Here is a 20,530-nt window from a genome sequence, read left to right on the forward strand (position 1 = left end):
ACTTTTTAAACTTTTTAGAAAATTATATTAAATTCATATTACCATGAACGAAAATAAATTTCATATAATTTTGTTTCCTCCTCTCGTTCAAGAGAGGAGAATTCATCAAATACAAAAAGACTGCAGCGCAAAGCACTGCAGTCTTTTTATATTACCAAGGTTGTCCTAAATCCAACACTGAGGCTAGTTCATTGCTTTTTTTACGCACTTGTTTACGCGTGGCAGCGCGATCTGCCCCCGTTTGAAACAGGTATTTTTCTTCTTCTGTTTCTGGAATAAGCTCGGGTACTGTGCGGGGCTTTCCATCATCATCCATTGCCACAAAAGTTAAAAATGACGTAGCTGCAATTTGACGCTCCCCGGTTTTTAAATTTTCTTTAATCACTTTCACAAACACTTCCATGGATGAACGGCCTGTCCATGATACGTATGACTCCAAACATACAGAATCCTGAGGCGTAATAGGGTGCAGAAAGTGAATAGAGTCTGCTGAAGCCGTCACACACTCTGTACGACTGTGACGATAAGCTGAAATGGACGCAATCATATCAATATCACTCATTAATTTTCCGCCAAATAACGTATTGTGATTATTAATATCATTAGGGAAAATGCGGCTCGTTCGAACGGCCTTTGTATCTTTACAATAATTTGCTTTCATTAGTAAGAACCTCCATTGATGCCTATCATAATAAGAATAAAAGAATGAATGAACCTATACTAGCATATTTTGATAAATTTAGCTTTATAAAAAACTCGTTGATTTATTTACAGAAAACAAAAAAGAGAAGAAAAATTCTTCTCTTTTTTATCTATCGAATGTAGCTTGATCCAAACGTTTTACCTAAAGAGTCACTGTATAGGTCACTTGACTTCACAGTCCATTTTACATCTTCTTTCACCATAAAAATTCGTAGGGGACGACTTCCTTCTTTCGTTTCTAATTCATTTACAATATCTTTGAATTTAGAAGCCACAAACTCTTCAGAGTGTTTTGTATCGTAATCTTTCGTTTCATCTGTATATGCTCGCTTAAGCTGCGATACGTATGAATATAAGTCTGATAAATTAACAGTAGTGTACTCCACTTCTACTACAGCTTTATTATTTGCATTCGCAATCACATTTGTCTTTACACTTGCTTTTTCTTTTAAAACGTCTTTATACATGTTAAAAAAATCTTTTTTTGCTTTGTCGGTTAAACTGTTAGAAAACGCGCCTTTTAATTCCTCGTTAAACGCTTTTTTCTGTTCTTCTATGACAGCTGTTTTATCGGCGGTTACATATTTATCATAATCTACATTTTCTTTGTTTAAGTAAAGAACTTCAGTGTAAGCTTGCAGAGCTTTTTCTGGGTCTTGCAGCTTATTATAGCTTTTTGCGTATTTCTTCGTATCCAGTGTTAATGTTACTTCGTCGATTTCTTCATCATAATCAGAGGATGTTGGCTGCAGCCCAATTTTGTACTTTTTATCTTTTTTAACTTCAAAGACGAACGTTAATTTTTTTTGCTTCCCAGCCCCAATCTTGTCAGATGAACTGCTTTCTAGTCCAAGTTCCCGACTGTTCACTCCCGTTTTTGGAGATAATTGTTCATCTCCTTCATATAAATACACACCGTCGTAGTCCGATAAGGATATACTGTTTTTGGATACATTTTCACTTTCAAATCAACTTTCAACAGCCCTTTTTCTTCACTCGTAGCTCCTTCATCACTATCTACTAAAATATAAGAAGCGCTGTCAATAGATGCTTCAATCGCCTTATTTTTAGCCGAAGTAGACCCTCCCGTTTCCTTAGAACTGTTACAAGCCGCTAATACTAGCATAAGTACAAAAACCAAAGCCAAAACATTCATTTTTTTCACAGCTGCCCAATCCCCTTTATTTTGTTTTTTTAGAACTTTATCCCAAATAAAGGTTCCCCTGTGTAAATCCTTAAACCTTAAAATCTATATTTTTTACAATATTTTGATAAAAACTAAGTCTAAATTCTCCATAAATAAAAAACACGAGCACCCGCTCGTGTTTTTTATTTAGTTATTTAGATTGAAAATTCTCTTGATTGATTTGTTCAGCTTCTTTCATATATCGGTTAGGTTTGCCACTTTTAATTCCCCAGTAATAAAAAGCTAATGATACGCAAGCAATGACTAGCATATCCCATCCGAAAGGCAAAATATTTTTGCCTCCGAATTTTTCGCTTCCTATGTAGGAAATAAAAATCATGCACGCTAAATAGATAAGCATCCAAGCCCCGGTTAAAAATTCTTTTTTAAAGCCCACCCATTTATTTTTCGCTTGGTAATAAAAATAAACTGGCAGGCCAATTGCCATGATAAAGATCACTTCACCTGTAAGTGGCCACCTTGCCCAGTAAAGCGTCAAAGAAGCAAAAACGAAGCCGCATGGCGCAATAACTGATGCCCCTTTTAAATAAAACGGACGGTAAAAGTGTGAAGCCGTTTTTCTTAATGTTATAAGCGCTACAGGGCCCATAATATAAGAGATAAGCGTCGCTACTGAGATCACTTCTGCTAAGACACCCCATCCTCTAAATAAAAAGAGAAACAAAAAGCAGGCTGCTAAATTTAGCCACATAGCTGGGCGCGGGACATTGTAAAGTGGATGAAGAGTACCAAATATCTTTGGCAAATATCCATTTTGCTGCATCCCGTATAACATTCTAGAAGTAGTTGCCGTATATGTAGCACCTGTGCCGGAAGGAGAAACAAATGCATCTGCGTATAACACAATTGTTAGCCAGTTAATTCCAAGCGCAATCGCTAAATCAGCAAAAGGAGAATTAAAATTCAAATGATTCCATCCATCAGCAATAGATGACGGACTTACTGCTCCGATAAAAACAATTTGCAATATAATGTATACAATTCCAGCAATAAAAATTGAACCAATTACAGCTACCGGAATCGATTTATTAGGTGATTTTGCTTCTCCTGCCATATTTACAGGACTTTGAAACCCATTAAATGCAAACACGATACCTGACGTTGCCACTGCCGTTAAAACACTGGCCCACCCATAAGGGGCAACCCCATGCTCACTTGAAAAGTTACCGCTATGAAAACCAGCAAAAAATAAAGCCCCTGCTGTTAAACCAGGAATAATTAATTTAACAATCGTAATAAATGAGTTTGCTTTAGCAAAGAGATTTACCGTCCAATAGTTCACAAAAAAATAAACGAATAATAACAAAGACGCAACTGCCAGCCCCTTGGACGTTAAAATGCCATTGTCTACTAATTCATGAGTCCAGCGAGCCCATTTCCACGGCCACGTACTCATATATTGCACAGATGCAATAGCCTCCACTGTTATCGTTGAAGCGATTGAAATCCAGTTAGCCCAAGCAGCCAAAAACCCAATAAATGATCCGTGTGAATACTGAGGATATTTAACCATCCCCCCTGCTTGTGGAAACATCGCGCCCAGTTCAGCATATGACAGGGCAATGGTCAAAATAACCACCATTCCAATAACCCATGAAAAAATAGCCGCGGGTCCTGCAATTTGAGCTGCTTTCCATGCTCCAAACAGCCATCCTGAACCGATAATTGAACCTATGCCTGTCATGGTTAAAGCAAATGTTCCCATCTTCCTTTGCATATTGCTCATCCAAATCTACTCCTCTTCCCTAGGAAAATAAAAAAAACACTTGCGAAATTTTCTCAAGTGTTTGCCCAGGCGCGCGGCTTATACGCTATATGCTCCCCCATGGTCATCCATGTTGCGCCAGTCACATATAGGAATATATTTTTTATCAGTATATAACATCCATTACTATTACTCAATACACAAAAATGTTTACATTAATTTTTAAAAATAATAAATTATTCGTAAAATTCTAAATTTATCTTCTAAAAACCTCTTTTTAATTACACAAATGAACTAAAATCCTAACTTTACTTATCATTTGATTCTTTTAACCCACAAGAAAATCCCCTTCCACAAGTTATGCTAATATATATTATTCGTTTACAAAATACGAATTAACATCTATATATCCATAGAATTCTTGCACTAGACCCTTTACTTATATACAATATGAAGAAAAGATACCAAAGTGAAGTGCCCACCACTTAGCTGCGCTTGAAGTGGGAGACTTCTTTTAGGAAAACGTTAACACCTACATATCATGCACTTCGCAACGAATGAAGTACTTCGAGCAAACTTCTCTGTTTACGCAAGCAAAAAACAGGGAAAATTACGAAAAAAGATTGTTAGAGGGATGCTTATGAATTATGCAAATGTAAAAGTTCTTTATTTTGATGACGACGGAACCATTCCAAATCACCCTCGTCTTCCAGTTTTGTTGTATGAACACGTATTTATTAGTAAGAAAGAAAAAGTAGAGAGCATTTTTAATTCTCACAACTGGAAAAACAGCTGGGTAGGCGGCATATATGATTTTCACCATTACCACAGCAATTCTCATGAAGCACTAGGTGTAATTAGCGGATCTGCGCGTTTAAAACTAGGTGGACATATGGGAGAAAATATCGTGGTGCATGCTGGGGATGTACTCGTACTCCCTGCAGGTACAGGGCATATGCGTCTGCAGTCAACTGCTGATTTTAAAGTGGTTGGGGCTTACCCAGAGGGCATGGATTACAACTTACGAACAGGAAAACAAACTGATCGCCCTCACGTATTTGATGAAATTGCACAAGTACCTATTCCCACAACGGATCCTGTTTATGGCGACAAAGGACCATTGACAGAGTGGTGGAACTAGACAAGCACTTATTGTCTAGTTTTTTTATTTGCTCGTTTTTATAGCTTTTATAAATCTCTATTTGAACATATAAATTCTTTTTCTTTGATGCAATAGCAATATACTTTATCTCATCGAGAAAATTAACTTTCTTCTTTTCCGTTCTTTTTTTGCTTCAAAGGCAACTGCGCTTAGGTTCTCCCGTGCTTTTTCTTCCCTAATTATTTCAAACATCTTCTTCTCATGCCCTTTTTTTGTTTTTCTAAAAAAATTTTCATAATTTATAACGAAATTTTCAAAAAACTTATTGCTTTACTATGTCAGACTTGCTATCATAGTGAACATTGTTAGAGAAATTTTAGAGGAGGAGTAAAAATTGAACAGAAAATTCATAATATTTATTTTATTCATCATTCCATTTATTGCTCAATTCGCTTTTTTACCTTTTGTAAATAACATTCATCCAATTATTTTTGGGTTACCTATTTTGCATTTATGGTTATTTTTATGGGTCTTCTTAACGCCCGTGTGTACATTTATCATTTATCGTTTACAAAAATCTTGGGGGGACATTGAATAATGCAAGGAAATTTAACCGCACTTTTAATCACATCAGCAATTGTTCTTGTCGTTATCGCCATCGGCTTTATAGCGGGCCGTGACAAATCATCTAGAAGCTCCGTTGAAGAGTGGGCTGTAGGGGGAAGACGTTTTGGAAGCCTGCTCGTCTGGCTTTTAGTAGGAGCAGATTTATATACTGCTTATACATTCCTAGGTCTTACAAGTACAGCTTATCAAGGAGGAAGCATCGCATTTTTTGCCATCCCTTACTCTGTTTTAGCCTTTTTAATTTCATACTTTTTTCTTCCAAAGCTTTGGACTGTTGCTAAAAAGCACAAACTTACTACGCTTGCTGATTATGCTAGAGAACGTTTTAGCAGTAAATTTCTCTCCTCTTTAATTGCTATAGTAGGTGTATTGATGCTCATTCCATATATCGATCTTCAGCTTAGCGGTATTCAAGATACTCTTCGCGTTGCAGGAACTGGCTACATTAACGTAAAAGCTGTCGTTATTCTTTCATTCTTTCTTGTGGCTCTTTATACCTTTTTCAGCGGAATTAAAGGTCCCACATATACGGCAATTATTAAAGATATTTTAGTATGGGCGATTATGTTATTTATGGTTGTTTCTCTGCCAATTATGCATTTTGGAAGCTGGGGCAACATGATCGACAATGTTGCAAAGGATGCACCTCAGCTATTAACGATCCCAACACAAGGACCTAAAGGCATTCCATGGTTTATTACAGCATCACTCGTATCTGCTTTAGCTTTATTCATGTGGGCCCACGCTGCTACAGGTGTTTTCACTGCTAAAAGTGCAGATTCGCTTCGTAAAAATGCTGTCTTCTTACCTCTTTACAATATTGTTTTAATTCTAGTCATCTTCTTAGGGTTTATTGCTTATCAAGTATTACCTCAAGATACAACGGATCCTAGATTAGCATTATTAACCTTGATTCAATATTCATATGGCGGCATTGGCCAAGGCTTAGCTTATGCAACGATTGCTCTTGCTTCATTAATTCCATGTTCTATCATGGCTATCGGAGCGTCTAACTTATTTGCAAATAATATATTTAGAGATTTAATTAATCCAAATGTACAGGGTAAAACATTAACAATGGTTACTCGTTCTATGGTTTTTGTTGTTATTGGACTGGCACTTTTATTCGGTTTATTATTCCCTCAAGCGCTTGTTTCCCTACAGTTGCTAGGGGTATCGGGCATGGTACAAATCTTCCCAGCTATTGTTATCAGCCTGTTTTGGAGAAATCAATCAAAAGAAAGTACGATTGCTGGATTAGTAGTGGGGCTGGTTGTAACGTTTACCGTTCATGCCACAGGAAATTCATTTGGTCTTTATGAAGGGTTCTGGGGATTATTATCTAACTTACTTGTAGTTGTTATTTTAAATCCAATCTTTGCTGCAAAAACCAAAGCAGCAACAAATGGCGTGAAAGAAACATTATTTTCTAAAGCCACTACGCAAACTGAATTAAAGAAAAACGCATAAAAAAGTTCAGCCAACTGGCTGAACTTTTTTTAGATAATATTCTCTTTTTCAGAAGGGGAGGAAGTTGATTCTCTTTCCCAGCATTCAATATTTTGATTATTTTCTAACGCATCTTTATAAAAGACTGGATTTTTCCCTTCCTTTTTCTGCTGAGTATAGTCATGCAAGGCAGAAAACGCCACTTTCGATAATAGAAAAATAGCAATTAAGTTCACCACTACCATCATCCCCATAAATAAGTCTGCCAAATTCCATACAAGCTGAAGCTGAGCGACCGACCCAAAAATAACCATCGCTAAAACACCTACACGATAAGACCAAAGCCACATCTTATTTGAATTTAAAAATTCAATATTCGTTTCTCCATAATAATAATTGCCAATTAACGTACTAAAAGCAAATAGAAATACCATGATAGCTAAAAACCCTGATGCCCAAGAACCGATATGTGTACTAAGAGAAGCTTGCGTTAATTCAATGCCGCTTAGTCCCTGCTTATAGGCGGGGGATAAGAGAACGATAAATGCTGTGCTTGTACAAATCACGAGTGTGTCCGTCAAGACTCCAAATGCTTGGATAAGACCTTGTTTAACTGGGTGACTCGTCACGGCAGTTGCCGCCGCGTTGGGAGCACTTCCCATCCCTGCTTCATTGGAAAACAGTCCGCGCTTTACTCCATTGATTAACGTTGCACCAATCGATCCCCCAAGCGCCTGTTCAAACCCAAATGCATTTTTCACAATTAGAGATAGAACCGCAGGCATTTGATCAATATTTTTAAAGATAATGAACAGAGCCATTCCAATGTATAAAACGGCTAATACCACAACGATGTATTCCGATATCTTGGCGATGCGTTTGATCCCGCCAAAAATAATTGCCGCAAATATAACTGTCATAATAATCCCAATCAGCAAGCGGCTCGTTCCAAAAGAGTTCTCAAATGCCAGTGTAATCGTATTAGACTGCACAGCGTTAAACACCAGGCCAAATGATAGTGTAATGAGTACAGCAAATAGCCCACCCATCCATCTTTTATTTAACCCTTTTTCCATATAATAAGCGGGTCCTCCTCGAAATCCGTTTGCCCCTTTTACTTTATAGATTTGAGCGAGTGTACTTTCTACAAAACTTGATACTGAGCCGATAATGGCAATAATCCACATCCAAAATACAGCACCCGGACCGCCAAGAGCAATAGCAATCGCTATGCCGGTAATATTTCCTGTTCCTACTCGAGCTGCCATGCTTATGCAGAAAGCTTGAAACGGGGAGACTCCCCCATCTTTAGCCGATCGTCCTTCTTTCAAAACAAGTACCATTTCTTTCAACATGCGAAACTGCAAAAAACGGGAGCGAACCGTAAAATAAATACCGATTGATACAAGTAAAATAATTAATAAATTCGACCAAAAAAAATCATTGATGACACTAATTACACTTTCGATTGCTTGTTGCACGCCTATCACCTCATTAAAAAATTTGGTAGAACAAATGCAAAACATGAAAGTTTTTTCTCTTGGTGTTTATATTATTGAAGCGAATGAAGAGTACGTAAATAGACTAAAAAATACTCAAATCCCATTCTTTTGCGATTTTTTTTAGCAGCGTAACGCCTTTTACGCTATTCCCGTACTCATCAATAGCTGGACTGTAAATTCCGATACCGCATCCGTCAGGAAATGGAGACTGCTTTTTCGTATTAGGTGGCACCAATGACATGATTCCTCCTGATACACCGCTTTTAGCTGGCATACCAACAAATGCCGCAAACTTTCCTGAGGCATTATACATACCGCATGTAAGCATGAGCGCTTTTGTTAATTTAGCTACTTCTTTTGGAATTACTTGTTTGTGAAACACTGGATGATATCCGTCTAATGACAGAATTAATCCGATTAGCGCAATATCTTCAGTCGTTACTTCAATTGAGCACTGCTTTAAGTAAACCTCTAGAACTTCTTCTACTTCTCCTTGTAAGTAGTTTGTTTCTTTTAAATAGTAGGCAAGCGCACGATTTCGATGAGAAGTTTGCCATTCTGATTCAAAGACGGTTTCATTAATGAGCGGTGTTTTCCCGGTAAGCATTGTTATCACATCAAACAAATAGCTTAATTTTTCTTTTGCCGTCTCCCCAGATAAAAGAGATGAAACCGTTAAAGCGCCGGCGTTAATCATAGGATTGAACGGCTTTCCGGGTTTATGCATTTCCAGTCTTATAATAGAATTAAATGCATCTCCAGTTGGCTCTACATCCACTCTCTCTAGTACATAAGGAATGCCGCAGCATAAGCAAGCTGCTATAAAGCTAATGACTTTAGAAATACTTTGAAGAGTAAATACCGCTTCATAATCCCCAGACTGGATAACTGTTCCGTCAGCACCAATCAAACAAATACCTAATTGAGACGAGTCCATATCTTTCAAAGCGGGGATATAATCAGCCGTTTTTCCTTCTGAAGAAAATTCTTTTATTTGCTCTACCCACTCATGTAACTGCTCTTTTGCAGTGACGTGTAAGTAAGACATTTCCTGTTCAATTTCTCTTTTCATTAAAATCACCTCATCACTTAATTAACTTTTTATTTTAAAGCGCTTTCATAAATCGGGATTTCATTTTCGTTTTTAATGTACAATACAACCTACGAGAGCATACAAAAACCTACAAAACTTTTTGGAATTATATTTTTATCTTTGGCACTCTTCTCCATTGTGCTGGACGCTGTCACAATGTATACTAATTCACGAATCACTTCAGGAGGTGTAATTATCTGAATTTTAAATCTTTCATTCAAAAAGATCCGTACATTTTATTGCTCATGCTCATTACCGTTCCGCTGGCGGGGGAGCTAAAATTTTATCCGTTAAATGAAACATTTCGAATTACATTTGGAGCTCCTACATTTTTCTTTTTCCTATTGCTTTTAAAACGAAAAACCGTTTTATCTGGCGGCTTGTTAACCGCTTTAAGCGTCGTTCTCTTTCGCATCATGCTCGATTATATCACTCTCGATCATTTCCAATTTGCAGCTTCTGCACATACGCATTACCCTACGTTTTTCTTTTACTTTACGTATGCACTTTTATTTTTTATTTTTAAAGTAAGCCGCATGCACTACAGTGCTATTGTGATTGGATTGATTGGACTCATTATTGAAATAGCCGCTGATATAGTCGAACTAACTGCGCAGTATATCGTTTTGCATACAACCATTCATGTCGATTCATTATCCGACATGGCCGTTATTGCTTTTGCTCACAGCTTCATTGTACTTAGCTTTTTTAATATGATGACAATTTATGAATCACAGTCACGAGAACGTCAAATTCGCAAACAAAATGAGCACATGCTCATGCTTATCACAAGCCTTTATGAAGAAACCGTTCATTTAAAAAAGACCCTTCATAATACAGAAGTGATTACAAAAGCTTCGTACGATTTATACCGTGTATTAAATCAGCAGGAAAAAAAGCATTCTTTGCTAAACCAATCGCTCAGTAAAAAAGCGCTTCGGATTGCAGGAGATATTCACGAAGTAAAAAAAGACAACCAGCGTATTTTTGCGGGCTTATCTAAAACAATTTCAAATGAAAGCTTCCAAAATTATATGAAAGCAGAGGAATTAATCGAGCTGATTGTACGCATCAATAAAAAATATGCCGATTCTCTTCACAAACAAATTAGCTTTTTTTCCTCTCTCACCGGGGAACATTTCAGCTATCACGTTTACACTATTTTATCGATCATTAATAACTTGGTAGCAAATGCAGTGGAGGCGATTAAAGATGAGGGGATGATTGCTTTATCCGTACATAGACAAGCTGAACATGTAGAATTTCATGTACAAGATGATGGTCCTGGCGTGCCTTTGAAGTACGAAAAAGCTATTTTTGAACCTGGTTTCACCTCAAAATACGATCAATTTGGAAACCCCTCTACTGGAATTGGCCTTTCTTACGTAAGAGATATTGTTCAAGAACTTGGAGGTACGATTGAAGCTAAACATGGAGATAACGGGATGATTTTTATCATTCAAATACCTCTTTGTAGTCTAATTCAGAAAGGATGAGTTTATGCGATTTTGTATTACAGATGATGATTCAGCCATTCGTTCAACGCTCAGTCAGCTGATTGAAGATGAGGATTTAGGAGAAGTTGTAGAAGAAGTCGTAGACGGAAGCTTTTTAGATGCCTCTACGTTAAATTTAAAGCAAATTGATATCTTATTTATTGATTTACTTATGCCAGGACGAGACGGAATCGAAACGATCCGTCATTTAAAAGATTCATTTAAAGGAAAAATGATTATGATTTCACAGGTAGAGTCCAAAGAATTGATAGGAGAAGCCTATTCATTAGGAATTGAATACTATATTACAAAACCAATTAATCGAATTGAAATTTTAACGGTTATTCGAAAAGTAATTGAACGAATCTCTCTTGAGAAATCAATCGATGATATTAAAACCTCCTTGAATAGTTTAGCGACAGCCCATCACGCTCCCCCTTCAAGCCAGCCGATAACGAAACAAGCCCATCTATACGATGTAGGGAAATTCTTATTAGCCGAATTAGGTATTGTAGGAGAAAATGGTGCAAAAGATTTACTGGATATTTTACAGTTTCTGTACACTTATGACCAAAGAGAAAGTGTGGAAAAACATTTCCCTTCTCTAAAAAATATTTTTGTAAATGTCGCTGAGAAAAAATTGGGAGCTCACGCGTCTTCCATTGAAATTAATCGTGAAACCAAGGCTTGTGAACAGCGAATAAGACGAGCAGTTACTCACTCACTGAATCACTTTGCTTCTATTGGGTTAACAGATTTTTCAAATCCAAAGTTTGAAAATTATGCTTCTAAGTTTTTTGACTTTACAGCCGTTCGGAAAAAAATGAAAGAATTGCAGGGAGATTCTAAAATTTTGCCGATTCGCATTAACACCAAAAAGTTTATTCAAATATTCTTTTTGGAAGCCAAGCGTTTGTTAAGTCAGGAAAAAAGCTGGTATTGACAGAAAAGACGGAAAAGGTGCAGATCCCTCTTTCCGTCTTTTATACTAATTGATTCAGTTTTACTAAGGCAGGCCCATATATAGTACGCAGAAGCAGCTTCTCCTCGCCCTTTGCATATTCCGCTAGAGAAAAGGCTCCTTTTTCTGTTTCTACCTGTACATCTACAGAAACTGAGCACCTCTTTAGCTTACTGACTATCATTTCCGCTTGTTTCACTGACAAATAAGAAGAAACGCGAATGAGTACATCTAAATCACTGGTTGTCGTGACAACTTCTTCACCGCTTGCAAGCTCGAACCCTACACTGCCGGTTGGTCCCCACGCAAATTTTTTAAAAATAATAGCCACCTCTTCTAAAGCGCGTATAGCTGGCATGTTTCTGGACCGGCCGTTTTGAAAAAGTGAAACAAGATTTTCCGGCCTAATCGTTTGTTTAATGGCCTGCTCAGATAAAAAAGCACCAAAACGCTGATTTCTTCGTTCTCCTCTTACTCCAACAGGTATCAGTTTATCTCGGTGAACAGCACGCCTTACAACTACAAATGGAGCCTTCGCTAAAGAATGCTCCACCCACTCGGGGATAGGTGTATAACTGATAAGCTTTGCTTCCTCTTTTAACTGAAGCAAATCATGAGCTATATATTCCATTGTTTTTCCAACTCACCTCTTACTAATAAAGAAGCTTTTCGCCCTTCCTTCCTTGCTTTCTCACTTTGTAGCCGGCTGCTTAAATCGTATACACTTTCACGGCGTACATCTTCTACTGCTCCAGTCAAAATATCTTGAATCGTTTGAACGTCGCGCTCTGTGGGCTGCTCTGGTTGAATACCGCTAATCAGTTCATATAAAGCACCAAGTGAAGCAAATGACTCAATATCATAGGCCATGGAAGGGACTTTCTTTGAAGCTTCTTCAAGTTCTTTGATACTTCTTTTGGTAATGCGTGCTGCTGACTGTTTGGACATGGCGTGAACATTCACTCCTTCATCTTTCAAAGCCAATATCCGATTTGATTGGTATCCATGAGCCAAAAATGCTCCTGAAATTGCTTTTCCGACAATTAAGGTAATAACCGGATGACCTGCTAAGCGCGCTGCTGCATAAGCATCAGCCGCAGCACCGCAAGCATAGTGAATACCTAGAAGTTCTTCATGATAGCCATACGCTTGACTCGGTACATCCACAATGGCAATTATAGGACGCGGAGATTGATTTCGATCTTCTTTTATCACTTCACGAACGTGCTTGGCAATTGTCCATCCTTCATCTAGTCCTACTTCTCCTTTTCGTGCACGTAAGAAACGACTATAAGGATTAGGTACAACCGATATATATCGGACCTTTTCTCCTCCTAACAGTGCGTCTTTATAAAGAACAGAAGGAATTTCAAAATCTGCTTCTTCATCATTTATTAAAGCGTTGATCCACACGCGACCGCGGCTGTTGGGCATGCTGCCTGGAACTTCGTTCAACGAGTAAGAGACTGTTGAAGAGATATGTTCATTTTTTGTTGCTTTATACAATTTTTGAAATTGATCAGGAGTCATTTTTTCTGACGGATCAACCTTACTAAGCAAATGTCTGTAAAAATCTACTTGTTCAGTTTTGCTAGCTACTTTTTCTTTCCTCTGAAACGTCTCTTGAACCGCTCGTTGAATAGCAGTAACATCATCCTGTGCTAAGACATCTGCAAAACCCGTTTCATAACGTTGAATACCGCCAATCGTTTTCCAGATTAAGCTTCGGTCTCTTGCGTCAAACTCTTCAACTCCCGCTTCTTGTTCGATCACTTCCGGGCCGTTAAGACCAAACCTTGCTTCTTTTGTCATAATGAGATAACTAAAGAGTGAAGCAGTGATAGACATTCCTCCAAAGCAGCCTACATTTCCTGAAATAACTCCGACAACAGGTGTATGCTCACGCAGAGCAACTACCGCTGAGCCAATTTCAGATATCGACAAAAGTCCATAATTTGCTTCTTGCAGCCTTACCCCTCCTGTATCGAATAGAAAAACAGGTCTAACAGGAACACCTTTTTTGTGATTATTAAGGGCTAATTCTAAAGCTCCTGCAATTTTAGCTCCCGATACTTCACCGATGCCTCCTCCTTGAAACCCTCCTTCTATTGAAATGACAATTGCTGGCTCTCCTGCTATCAGCCCACTTGCTATAATGACGCCATCATCGCTTTGAGGAACAATATCTTGCTTAGGTAAATGAGGCGATTCGATCCCGTCAAAAGGGCCGAGCAGTTCACGGAATGTGCCTTGATCTAAAATTGCCTGCGCTCGTTCTCTTCCATTTAACTCAATAAAGCTTTGATTATTTACTCCCATTTTCACTCACCTCCAAAGCTTGTGCAAGACGCAAAGCGACTACACCAGGCGTAGCACCGAAATCATTAATTACAATTTTCGCTTGAATCGTATGAACACTAAAGAACCGGTCTAATACGGCTTTCCAGGTTTCACTAAACCCTTCACTTCCTGTTCGTACTGATACATGAGCATGTTCTTCATCAGAAGGAACCATTAAAATTTCTAAATCCCCTGAACCAACAACGCCTACATGTGCGCGCTGAGTTAATTTTCGATCGGCTTTGTATTTAAACACTAACGTTTCCATTAGCCACTCCTCCCTGCAGACGTTTACGATTCTTTAAAAAGAGATATTCGATCTAAAAATAATACAGCAGCCAGCAAATCTGCACTTCCACCTGGAGAAGCGTTAGATGATAGAAAAATATTATCTAACGCTTCCAGCCGCTGTTTTCCTATTGATGTAGATACCCCTCCAGCTTCTAACACATTGGATGCCGTCATTTTAATCTCCTCTAACACAACCGGACCAGCACGATGCAAAATACACGTATCATCAAGATTGGCTATCAGCGTTACTAAAGTATCAATCCTCGCTGATGTTTCATGTATGCCTAGCTTGCGAGCCTTATGTAAAGCAGGCAAGCCTATATGAATCACGCGGGGAAATCCTTGCTTCGCCTCTCCAGCTGCTCCTTTTGCGCCATACTGTTTTTTCACACGGAGTCCATTAGATGAATGCAGCGGACAAAAACGATCTGCATAACGAGCAATTTGTCCTGCAGCTTCTGTAATGGATGCAGGTGATGCTTGAATGCCGCAAACCGCTGTTGCAGAAGCAAGTAGGCCTAATGCCCAAATAGCTCCTTTGTGTGTATTAACACCATCCGTAGCCGCGTACATAATTTGTTCGCCTTCACGTCCAATTCGAGCAATTTCTTCCCTTAGCATCTGACTTGGCTGCTTTCCTTGACTATATAATGCAATCTGTGAAAAGGTCGGTTGTAAAGCATAAGCAGAAGTTAACAGCGTTTCAATATTCATATCTTGATGAGATCCAGTTGTTGCTGCATCTACAAGCCCAGGCTTAGGTGTAAGCACCGCCTCATCAACCAGAGCAGTAACTGCCATTTTAGCTATTAGACATGAGTAAACCACAGCTGGTCTTGGCTCTTCTTGAATACTCTGAATACGCATATTCCTTACCAGCTCCTAAATTTAGCAGGGGGATTGTACAAGCCACCTGACCATTCTACTAAATCTTCTACACTTCTCGCCGCCAATAATGAACGCTTTGCTTCCGTACGGCGAATCTGTAAATCTTCCGGAAAAGCCACTAGGCCATCTCTGCGCATTCTTTCTACTTTATTTTGTTTGTGCCGTAACCCTATAGGCGTTACCCCTGCTACGGCTTCAAGCGCTGCTTTTCTTTCTTGCAAGCTTTGTGCTTTATATAAATAAGCAATTCCTTCTTCGGTCACGACATGTGTCACATCATCCCCATAAATCATAACAGGAGCGGTAGCTAAATTTGCTTGTTTAGCCACATTTATTGCATCCAAAGATTCAACAAAAACAGGCTCATTTCCCGATTGAAAGGTTTCAACCATTTGAACAACTAGCTTTCTGCCTCTTGCTAGTTCGTGCTGCTCGTTTATCATATCCAACCAGGCAGGCGTAGAATGTCGTCGGCCTCTAGGATCATGCCCCATGTTAGGCGCTCCGCCAAATCCTGACAAACGTCCGGATATGACGGTAGAAGAATTTCCTTCTCCATCTATTTGCAAAGTTGATCCTACAAAAGCATCTACCGCATATTGACCAGCCACTTGACACATCGCACGGTTTGAACGCAGACTGCCGTCGCGTCCTGTAAAAAACACATCTGGACGTGCTGCTGTGTATTGTTCCATTCCTACTTCTCCGCCAAAACAGTGTACGCTCTCAATCCATCCGCTTTCAATCGCCGGAATTAACGTAGGGTGAGGGTTCAGAGCCCAGTGCTTGCATATTTTTCCTTTCAATCCTAACTTTTCTCCATAAGTAGGCAGCAAAAGCTCAATTGCAGCTGTATTAAAGCCAATGCCATGATTTAATGATTGTACGCTGTGGCGCTCATAGATACCTCGAATCGTCATCATAGCCATTAAAATTTGGAGCTCTGTAATATGACGAGGATCTCGCGTAAATAAAGCTTCCAATTGATAAGGCTGATCCGCCACGACGATACAATCAATCCAAGAAGCCGGAATATCAACTCGCGGAAGTTCTTCAACAAGTTCATTTATCTGCACAATGACAATTCCGTCCTTAAACGCTGTTGCTTCAATAATCGTCGGCGTTTCTTCCGTATTTGCTCCTGTATATAAGTTACCTTGTGCATCTGCTTTATCGGCAGCCACTAATGCAATATTGGGAATTAAATCAATGAAAAGACGTCCGTAAAGCTCTAGATATGTATGAATTTCTCCCATTTTCAACGTGCCATCTTCAATCATTTGAGATACGCGAAGACTTTGAGCGCCTGCGTACGAAAAATCAATTTTTTCAGCAATTCCTTTCTCGAATATGTCGAGATGTTCCGGCCGTGAAATACTAGACATAATCATATGAAGGCCGTTTATTTTATCAGCGCTTACTTCATTCAGCGCCTTTGATAAAAAAGATGCTTGCTTTTGATTGTCTCCTTCAAGCACTACTTTATCTCCGGGTGATATAAGCAATTCTAACGCTTCAATAATGTGTGCATTGCCCAATAACTTTCCTTTAAGAAGATGGTCTATTTTCGCAAGGCGGGCTGCTTTTTGATCTCGGCGAGTTGTCCATGATTTTGAAGTTTTTTTTATGCCACTCATGTTCTAGCTCCTTTCTTCTACTCCTAAATTAAGGCGCTTACATTTTTTCTTTTTCCATTAGAATTAACACAGATTTCATAGTAGATTCGGCTGCAGAAATAGCCCTTGCTTCCGGAAAGCTCTTAGCAGTCAAATCCGTTAGTACTCTTCCTGGAGCCATTTCAATATATAATCTTGTACCCATTTCATACATAACTTCCGTAGCATCATGCCAACGAACGGGCAGGGCAACACTCGCTGCCAGATCTTCCTTAATATCAGCAGCTTTCCATAATTTCCGAGCTTTACAATTACCTATAAAAGGAACGACCGGGGCTTTTCCTGTCACTTCCGCTATTATTTTTCGTAATTCGCTCGAAACTCCTTTCATAAGAGGACAGTGAGAAGGCACCGTTACATGAAGCATTTTAGTTTTTCTAGCCCCTTTTTTAGATGCTTTTTCAAGAACTTTCTCAATTGCTTTTAAGGTGCCAGAAATCGTTATTTGATCAGGAGCATTTAGATTCGCTACGTAAACAGGAGCTGCATCAGTTGATATTTGATGTACAATAGAGAGAAGCTGATGTTCGCGCAGTCCCATTACAACCCCCATACCATAACCATCAGGATAAGCATTTTCCATCAGTTCCCCTCTTTTTTTCACAAGAAGAAGAGCTTCTTTAAAAGATAGCACTTCAGATGTAACTGCTGCTCCAAACGCCCCTATTGAATGCCCTCCTACCACGTCTGGCGAGTATCCTTTATTTTTAAACGACCTAGCCGTAGCCACTCCTGCAATAAAAAGACATATCTGAACGTTTTTATTATATTTTAACTTTTCTGACGAATCTAACGATAATACGTCTTGATTTAAAGCCTCACTTGCTTCTTCAAACGTAGGTGCTAATCCCCATTTATGTTTTATATCATGAAGCATACCAGCATATTGGGCACCTTGTCCTGGAAATAGAAATGCAACACTCATCGTATTTCTCCTTTCGACTTTGTATCTTCCAAGGAGATAGTGGATAATTTTATTATAAGGAATAGGTAAACAATAACTCTAATACATATTTCTTATATATCCTATAACTTGAAATCTATATAAAAAGAGATTGAGACATAACGAAATCCGAACAAGTTAGATTCTACATTAAGAATCTAACTCGTTCGGATTTTCCTTTAACTAAACTGCTGTTGTCTCAGCCTCTTTTTGCTACATAAGAGACGGAAAATGCGGAAGCACTTCTTCACCAAGCTCATGTATGACTTCTTCAGCCGGGCGCTTACTATCAAAAAGAGCAAAAAAGAGATGGTTAACTCCTATTTCTTTATAAATAGAAAGAAGCTCAATTAATGTATTACGCCCTGCTCGAAATCCTAAACGAATTGGCGTTGGCATTTCATTTGGATCTTCTGCCAAATCTAGATGCATAGGCTGTGTAAAAGGTTTAAAAACGCCTGGATGATAGATATCAACCAGTTTCCTCCATTGTGCAATAGTTTCTGCTTGAAAATGAGGATGACGAGGATAGTACATCCAGCCGTCTCCATGCTGTGCAAACCACTCCATATTCTGCTGACTGTATCCCGTAATCATCGTCGGAATACGTTTTGTTGGCTTAGGAACAACATTCGCTCCTTGAACGGAACCCAAAGCAGACTGGATAGTTGGAAATTCTTTATTTAATGCTTCATGTAAATAATGAAAAGCCTCTACAAATCGCATTCCTCTTTCTTCATGAGGAATGCCTAACCCCCGAAAATCTGCTTGACGATCTCCAGAAGATACGCCCATAATCAAACGCTCAGGAAAAAGCTGATCAATGGTTGCCATTTCTTTAGCCACGCGAAGCGGATGGCGAAGAGGCAGCACAATAGCAGATGTACTGAGCGCAATTTCTTTTGTTTGACTAGCGAGATATGTCAAATAAATCAGCATATCATAAATTTGACCCGTTGCTGGATCGCCAAATGATGGATCTTGAAGCAGGACATCACGAAACCATAAGCTTGTAAATCCATATTGTTCCGCAAGCTGTGTGAGTTCTACTTGTTTTTCCATCGTAGGTGTTTCATACTGATAGTTTTCAAGCGGTATATGCAAACCTAACGTTAACTCATGCTCTTTGTACATACGACGATACGCCTTGTGATGTTGAAATGTAGCCAATTGCCTTCTCTCCTTTTATAGCTAAGAGATCATCGCAAAAGCGATAATCTCTTGTTTTATTTTGCTTTTGATTCTATTGACCGGCTCCATGCCGTTAATAAGACCGCTCCTAAAACCATCACTCCTCCAATCCAAGGAGTATGAACAAGACCAATTGAATCAACAATCAGGCCGCCTACAAAAGAACCAATAGCAATTCCAACGTTAAATGCAGCAATATTAAGCGCAGACGCTACGTTCACTGCTGAAGGAACGTATTTTTCAGCCAGGTTCACAACTAGCACTTGCAGTCCGGGTACGTTCATAAATGCTAATAAGCCCATAGCAAAAATCGTAATTGTTCCGGCTACTTTAAATGATGCCGTAAACGATAAAACAACTAAGATAACGGCTTGAATTAAAAACATCCAAAATAATGCTTTTAACGGATTTTTATTCGCAGCTTTTCCTCCGATTGTATTTCCGATGGCTACCGCTACGCCGTATACTAGCAGCAAGATACTAACTGCGCTTGGTGCGTATCCTGTTAGTTTTTCAAGAATAGGTGCTAAATACGTATAGGCTACAAACGTTCCGCCATATCCTAAGGCGGTAATAGCAAACGATAGTAAAAGCGGACCGTTTTTCAAAATTTTCAATTGATCACTAAACTTTGCCGGCGGCGCTTCTTTTAAGTTTTTAGGCACTAAAAGAGCACTTGCAATAATGGCAATGACGCCAAGTAACGCTACTCCCCAAAATGTTGCTCTCCAACCGAAAGCTTGTCCAATAAATGTACCAAGAGGAACACCTGTAACCGTTGCAACTGTCAAACCTGTAAACATTAAAGCAATGGCACTTGCTCGCTTATCTTCGGGTACCAAATCAGCCGCAATAGTTGCACCGATAGAAAAGAAAATACCGTGTGAAAACGCAGTGATAATTCGTGCTATAAGCAGCAGTCCAAAGCTTGTTGATAAAGCTGCTACTGAGTTTCCTACGATAAAAATAACCATTAATAGCATCAGCAATGATTTTCTGCTCATTTTACTTGTTAATGCTGTTAATACGGGAGCTCCAAATGCAACTCCCATTGCGTATCCTGAAATTAATAACCCTGCTAGTGTAATGGAAATATTTAAATCATCTGCAAGCGATGATAATAAACCTACTGGAACGAACTCTGTAGTCCCGATTCCAAAGGCACTAATAGCTAGCGCTAATAGCGGCAAAGCACCGCTTTTTTTACTTTGTTGCGTTTGTGAAAGTGTATTCACTTCTTAACGCCTCCTGTTCGTTATAATAATTTCTTTATAATAGCTTCTTTTATTGCTGCTTAGCTTAGGTACCATTCATATATTCGCTAGCTCGCCATCAACAATTGTTATTATGAGCGATG

At 38.9% G+C, this 20,530-nt stretch carries 19 protein-coding genes and 1 riboswitch; of the genes, 5 read left to right on the plus strand and 14 right to left on the minus strand.

From position 1 onward, the window contains the following. Positions 1 to 151: 151 nt before the first annotated feature. The 4 genes from SB717_RS05015 to aimA form a co-directional block, all read right to left on the minus strand. The gene (locus tag SB717_RS05015) at positions 152 to 661 is read right to left on the minus strand and encodes an acyl-CoA thioesterase (RefSeq protein ID WP_014461483.1); all 510 of its coding nucleotides are present in this window, start codon (positions 659 to 661) and stop codon (positions 152 to 154) included. A gap of 151 nt (positions 662 to 812) precedes the next feature. Further along, positions 813 to 1,616 (minus strand): DUF5105 domain-containing protein, encoded by an 804-nt coding sequence (locus SB717_RS05020; RefSeq protein WP_410903370.1) that lies wholly within the window; start codon positions 1,614 to 1,616, stop codon positions 813 to 815. Further along, positions 1,568 to 1,867: a hypothetical protein gene (locus SB717_RS05025; RefSeq protein ID WP_410903371.1), complete on the minus strand. Its 300-nt coding sequence runs from the start codon at positions 1,865 to 1,867 to the stop codon at positions 1,568 to 1,570. The genes SB717_RS05020 and SB717_RS05025 overlap by 49 nt, the downstream gene beginning before the upstream one ends. Before the next feature lie 172 nt (positions 1,868 to 2,039). Then, the gene (gene aimA, locus SB717_RS05030; RefSeq protein WP_074679114.1) at positions 2,040 to 3,635 is read right to left on the minus strand and encodes a glutamate/serine transporter AimA; all 1,596 of its coding nucleotides are present in this window, start codon (positions 3,633 to 3,635) and stop codon (positions 2,040 to 2,042) included. Positions 3,636 to 3,691: 56 nt separating this feature from the next. Next, a riboswitch (ZMP/ZTP riboswitch) is annotated at positions 3,692 to 3,770 on the minus strand. A 385-nt stretch (positions 3,771 to 4,155) separates the two neighbouring features. Between aimA and SB717_RS05035 the strand changes: the two genes are divergently transcribed. The 3 genes from SB717_RS05035 to SB717_RS05045 all read left to right on the plus strand — a co-directional run bounded on the left by SB717_RS05035 (position 4,156) and on the right by SB717_RS05045 (position 6,813). Beyond that, positions 4,156 to 4,755 carry a cupin domain-containing protein gene (locus tag SB717_RS05035; protein ID WP_080754378.1) on the plus strand — a complete coding sequence of 200 codons (600 nt, stop codon included), beginning with the start codon at positions 4,156 to 4,158 and terminating at the stop codon, positions 4,753 to 4,755. A 355-nt stretch (positions 4,756 to 5,110) separates the two neighbouring features. Further along, entirely contained in the window at positions 5,111 to 5,314 is a 204-nt protein-coding gene (locus tag SB717_RS05040) for a DUF3311 domain-containing protein (RefSeq protein WP_033578104.1), read from the plus strand. After that, positions 5,314 to 6,813 (plus strand): sodium:solute symporter family protein, encoded by a 1,500-nt coding sequence (locus tag SB717_RS05045; protein ID WP_074679116.1) that lies wholly within the window; start codon positions 5,314 to 5,316, stop codon positions 6,811 to 6,813. The genes SB717_RS05040 and SB717_RS05045 overlap by 1 nt, the downstream gene beginning before the upstream one ends. Before the next feature lie 29 nt (positions 6,814 to 6,842). On the opposite strand, the gene SB717_RS05050 is transcribed toward SB717_RS05045, so the two are convergent. Together SB717_RS05050 and SB717_RS05055 are read right to left on the minus strand one after the other, a co-directional pair. After that, positions 6,843 to 8,273: an alanine/glycine:cation symporter family protein gene (locus tag SB717_RS05050; RefSeq protein WP_410903372.1), complete on the minus strand. Its 1,431-nt coding sequence runs from the start codon at positions 8,271 to 8,273 to the stop codon at positions 6,843 to 6,845. A 103-nt stretch (positions 8,274 to 8,376) separates the two neighbouring features. Beyond that, positions 8,377 to 9,366: a glutaminase gene (locus SB717_RS05055; RefSeq protein ID WP_074679120.1), complete on the minus strand. Its 990-nt coding sequence runs from the start codon at positions 9,364 to 9,366 to the stop codon at positions 8,377 to 8,379. 266 nt (positions 9,367 to 9,632) lie between these two features. Here SB717_RS05055 and SB717_RS05060 point away from each other — a divergent pair, with 266 nt between their 5' ends. Next, the gene (locus SB717_RS05060) at positions 9,633 to 10,883 is read left to right on the plus strand and encodes an ATP-binding protein (RefSeq protein ID WP_410903444.1); all 1,251 of its coding nucleotides are present in this window, start codon (positions 9,633 to 9,635) and stop codon (positions 10,881 to 10,883) included. A 4-nt stretch (positions 10,884 to 10,887) separates the two neighbouring features. Further along, complete coding sequence (locus tag SB717_RS05065; RefSeq protein WP_028412292.1) at positions 10,888 to 11,826, plus strand: response regulator; 939 nt, start codon at positions 10,888 to 10,890, stop codon at positions 11,824 to 11,826. Positions 11,827 to 11,866: 40 nt separating this feature from the next. On the opposite strand, the gene SB717_RS05070 is transcribed toward SB717_RS05065, so the two are convergent. The 8 genes from SB717_RS05070 to SB717_RS05105 form a co-directional block, all read right to left on the minus strand. Beyond that, positions 11,867 to 12,475: a malonate decarboxylase holo-ACP synthase gene (locus SB717_RS05070; protein WP_074679122.1), complete on the minus strand. Its 609-nt coding sequence runs from the start codon at positions 12,473 to 12,475 to the stop codon at positions 11,867 to 11,869. Then, complete coding sequence (gene mdcD, locus SB717_RS05075) at positions 12,463 to 14,163, minus strand: biotin-independent malonate decarboxylase subunit beta (RefSeq protein ID WP_410903373.1); 1,701 nt, start codon at positions 14,161 to 14,163, stop codon at positions 12,463 to 12,465. Before mdcD ends, SB717_RS05070 begins: the two co-directional genes overlap by 13 nt. Next, positions 14,150 to 14,452, minus strand: a complete 303-nt coding sequence (locus SB717_RS05080) for a malonate decarboxylase subunit delta (RefSeq protein WP_074679126.1) — start codon at positions 14,450 to 14,452, stop codon at positions 14,150 to 14,152. Before SB717_RS05080 ends, mdcD begins: the two co-directional genes overlap by 14 nt. Before the next feature lie 23 nt (positions 14,453 to 14,475). Next, positions 14,476 to 15,342, minus strand: a complete 867-nt coding sequence (locus tag SB717_RS05085) for a triphosphoribosyl-dephospho-CoA synthase (RefSeq protein WP_074679128.1) — start codon at positions 15,340 to 15,342, stop codon at positions 14,476 to 14,478. A gap of 5 nt (positions 15,343 to 15,347) precedes the next feature. After that, positions 15,348 to 17,000 carry a malonate decarboxylase subunit alpha gene (mdcA, locus tag SB717_RS05090; RefSeq protein WP_410903374.1) on the minus strand — a complete coding sequence of 551 codons (1,653 nt, stop codon included), beginning with the start codon at positions 16,998 to 17,000 and terminating at the stop codon, positions 15,348 to 15,350. Positions 17,001 to 17,037: 37 nt separating this feature from the next. After that, the gene (gene mdcH, locus SB717_RS05095) at positions 17,038 to 17,964 is read right to left on the minus strand and encodes a malonate decarboxylase subunit epsilon (RefSeq protein ID WP_074679132.1); all 927 of its coding nucleotides are present in this window, start codon (positions 17,962 to 17,964) and stop codon (positions 17,038 to 17,040) included. 231 nt (positions 17,965 to 18,195) lie between these two features. Next, positions 18,196 to 19,116 (minus strand): LLM class oxidoreductase, encoded by a 921-nt coding sequence (locus SB717_RS05100; protein WP_410903445.1) that lies wholly within the window; start codon positions 19,114 to 19,116, stop codon positions 18,196 to 18,198. A 92-nt stretch (positions 19,117 to 19,208) separates the two neighbouring features. After that, positions 19,209 to 20,408 carry an MFS transporter gene (locus SB717_RS05105; protein WP_410903375.1) on the minus strand — a complete coding sequence of 400 codons (1,200 nt, stop codon included), beginning with the start codon at positions 20,406 to 20,408 and terminating at the stop codon, positions 19,209 to 19,211. Between the last annotated feature and the right edge of the window lie 122 nt (positions 20,409 to 20,530).

This window comes from Priestia sp. SIMBA_032, from assembly GCF_046535215.1.
GTDB classification, from domain to species: domain Bacteria; phylum Bacillota; class Bacilli; order Bacillales; family Bacillaceae_H; genus Priestia; species Priestia aryabhattai.

Bases quoted from the DNA above. Each gene is read 5' to 3' on its own strand.
- SB717_RS05080 (WP_074679126.1), bottom strand. From the start codon at position 14,452: ATGGAAACGTTAGTGTTTAAATACAAAGCCGATCGAAAATTAACTCAG.
- SB717_RS05100 (WP_410903445.1), bottom strand. From the start codon at position 19,116: ATGTACAAAGAGCATGAGTTAACGTTAGGTTTGCATATACCGCTTGAA.
- SB717_RS05060 (WP_410903444.1), top strand. From the start codon at position 9,633: ATGCTCATTACCGTTCCGCTGGCGGGGGAGCTAAAATTTTATCCGTTA.
- SB717_RS05015 (WP_014461483.1), bottom strand. From the start codon at position 661: ATGAAAGCAAATTATTGTAAAGATACAAAGGCCGTTCGAACGAGCCGC.
- mdcA (WP_410903374.1), bottom strand. From the start codon at position 17,000: ATGAGTGGCATAAAAAAAACTTCAAAATCATGGACAACTCGCCGAGAT.
- SB717_RS05055 (WP_074679120.1), bottom strand. From the start codon at position 9,366: ATGAAAAGAGAAATTGAACAGGAAATGTCTTACTTACACGTCACTGCA.
- SB717_RS05035 (WP_080754378.1), top strand. From the start codon at position 4,156: ATGCACTTCGCAACGAATGAAGTACTTCGAGCAAACTTCTCTGTTTAC.
- SB717_RS05070 (WP_074679122.1), bottom strand. From the start codon at position 12,475: ATGGAATATATAGCTCATGATTTGCTTCAGTTAAAAGAGGAAGCAAAG.
- aimA (WP_074679114.1), bottom strand. From the start codon at position 3,635: ATGAGCAATATGCAAAGGAAGATGGGAACATTTGCTTTAACCATGACA.
- mdcH (WP_074679132.1), bottom strand. From the start codon at position 17,964: ATGAGTGTTGCATTTCTATTTCCAGGACAAGGTGCCCAATATGCTGGT.
- SB717_RS05045 (WP_074679116.1), top strand. From the start codon at position 5,314: ATGCAAGGAAATTTAACCGCACTTTTAATCACATCAGCAATTGTTCTT.
- SB717_RS05085 (WP_074679128.1), bottom strand. From the start codon at position 15,342: ATGCGTATTCAGAGTATTCAAGAAGAGCCAAGACCAGCTGTGGTTTAC.
- mdcD (WP_410903373.1), bottom strand. From the start codon at position 14,163: ATGGGAGTAAATAATCAAAGCTTTATTGAGTTAAATGGAAGAGAACGA.
- SB717_RS05065 (WP_028412292.1), top strand. From the start codon at position 10,888: ATGCGATTTTGTATTACAGATGATGATTCAGCCATTCGTTCAACGCTC.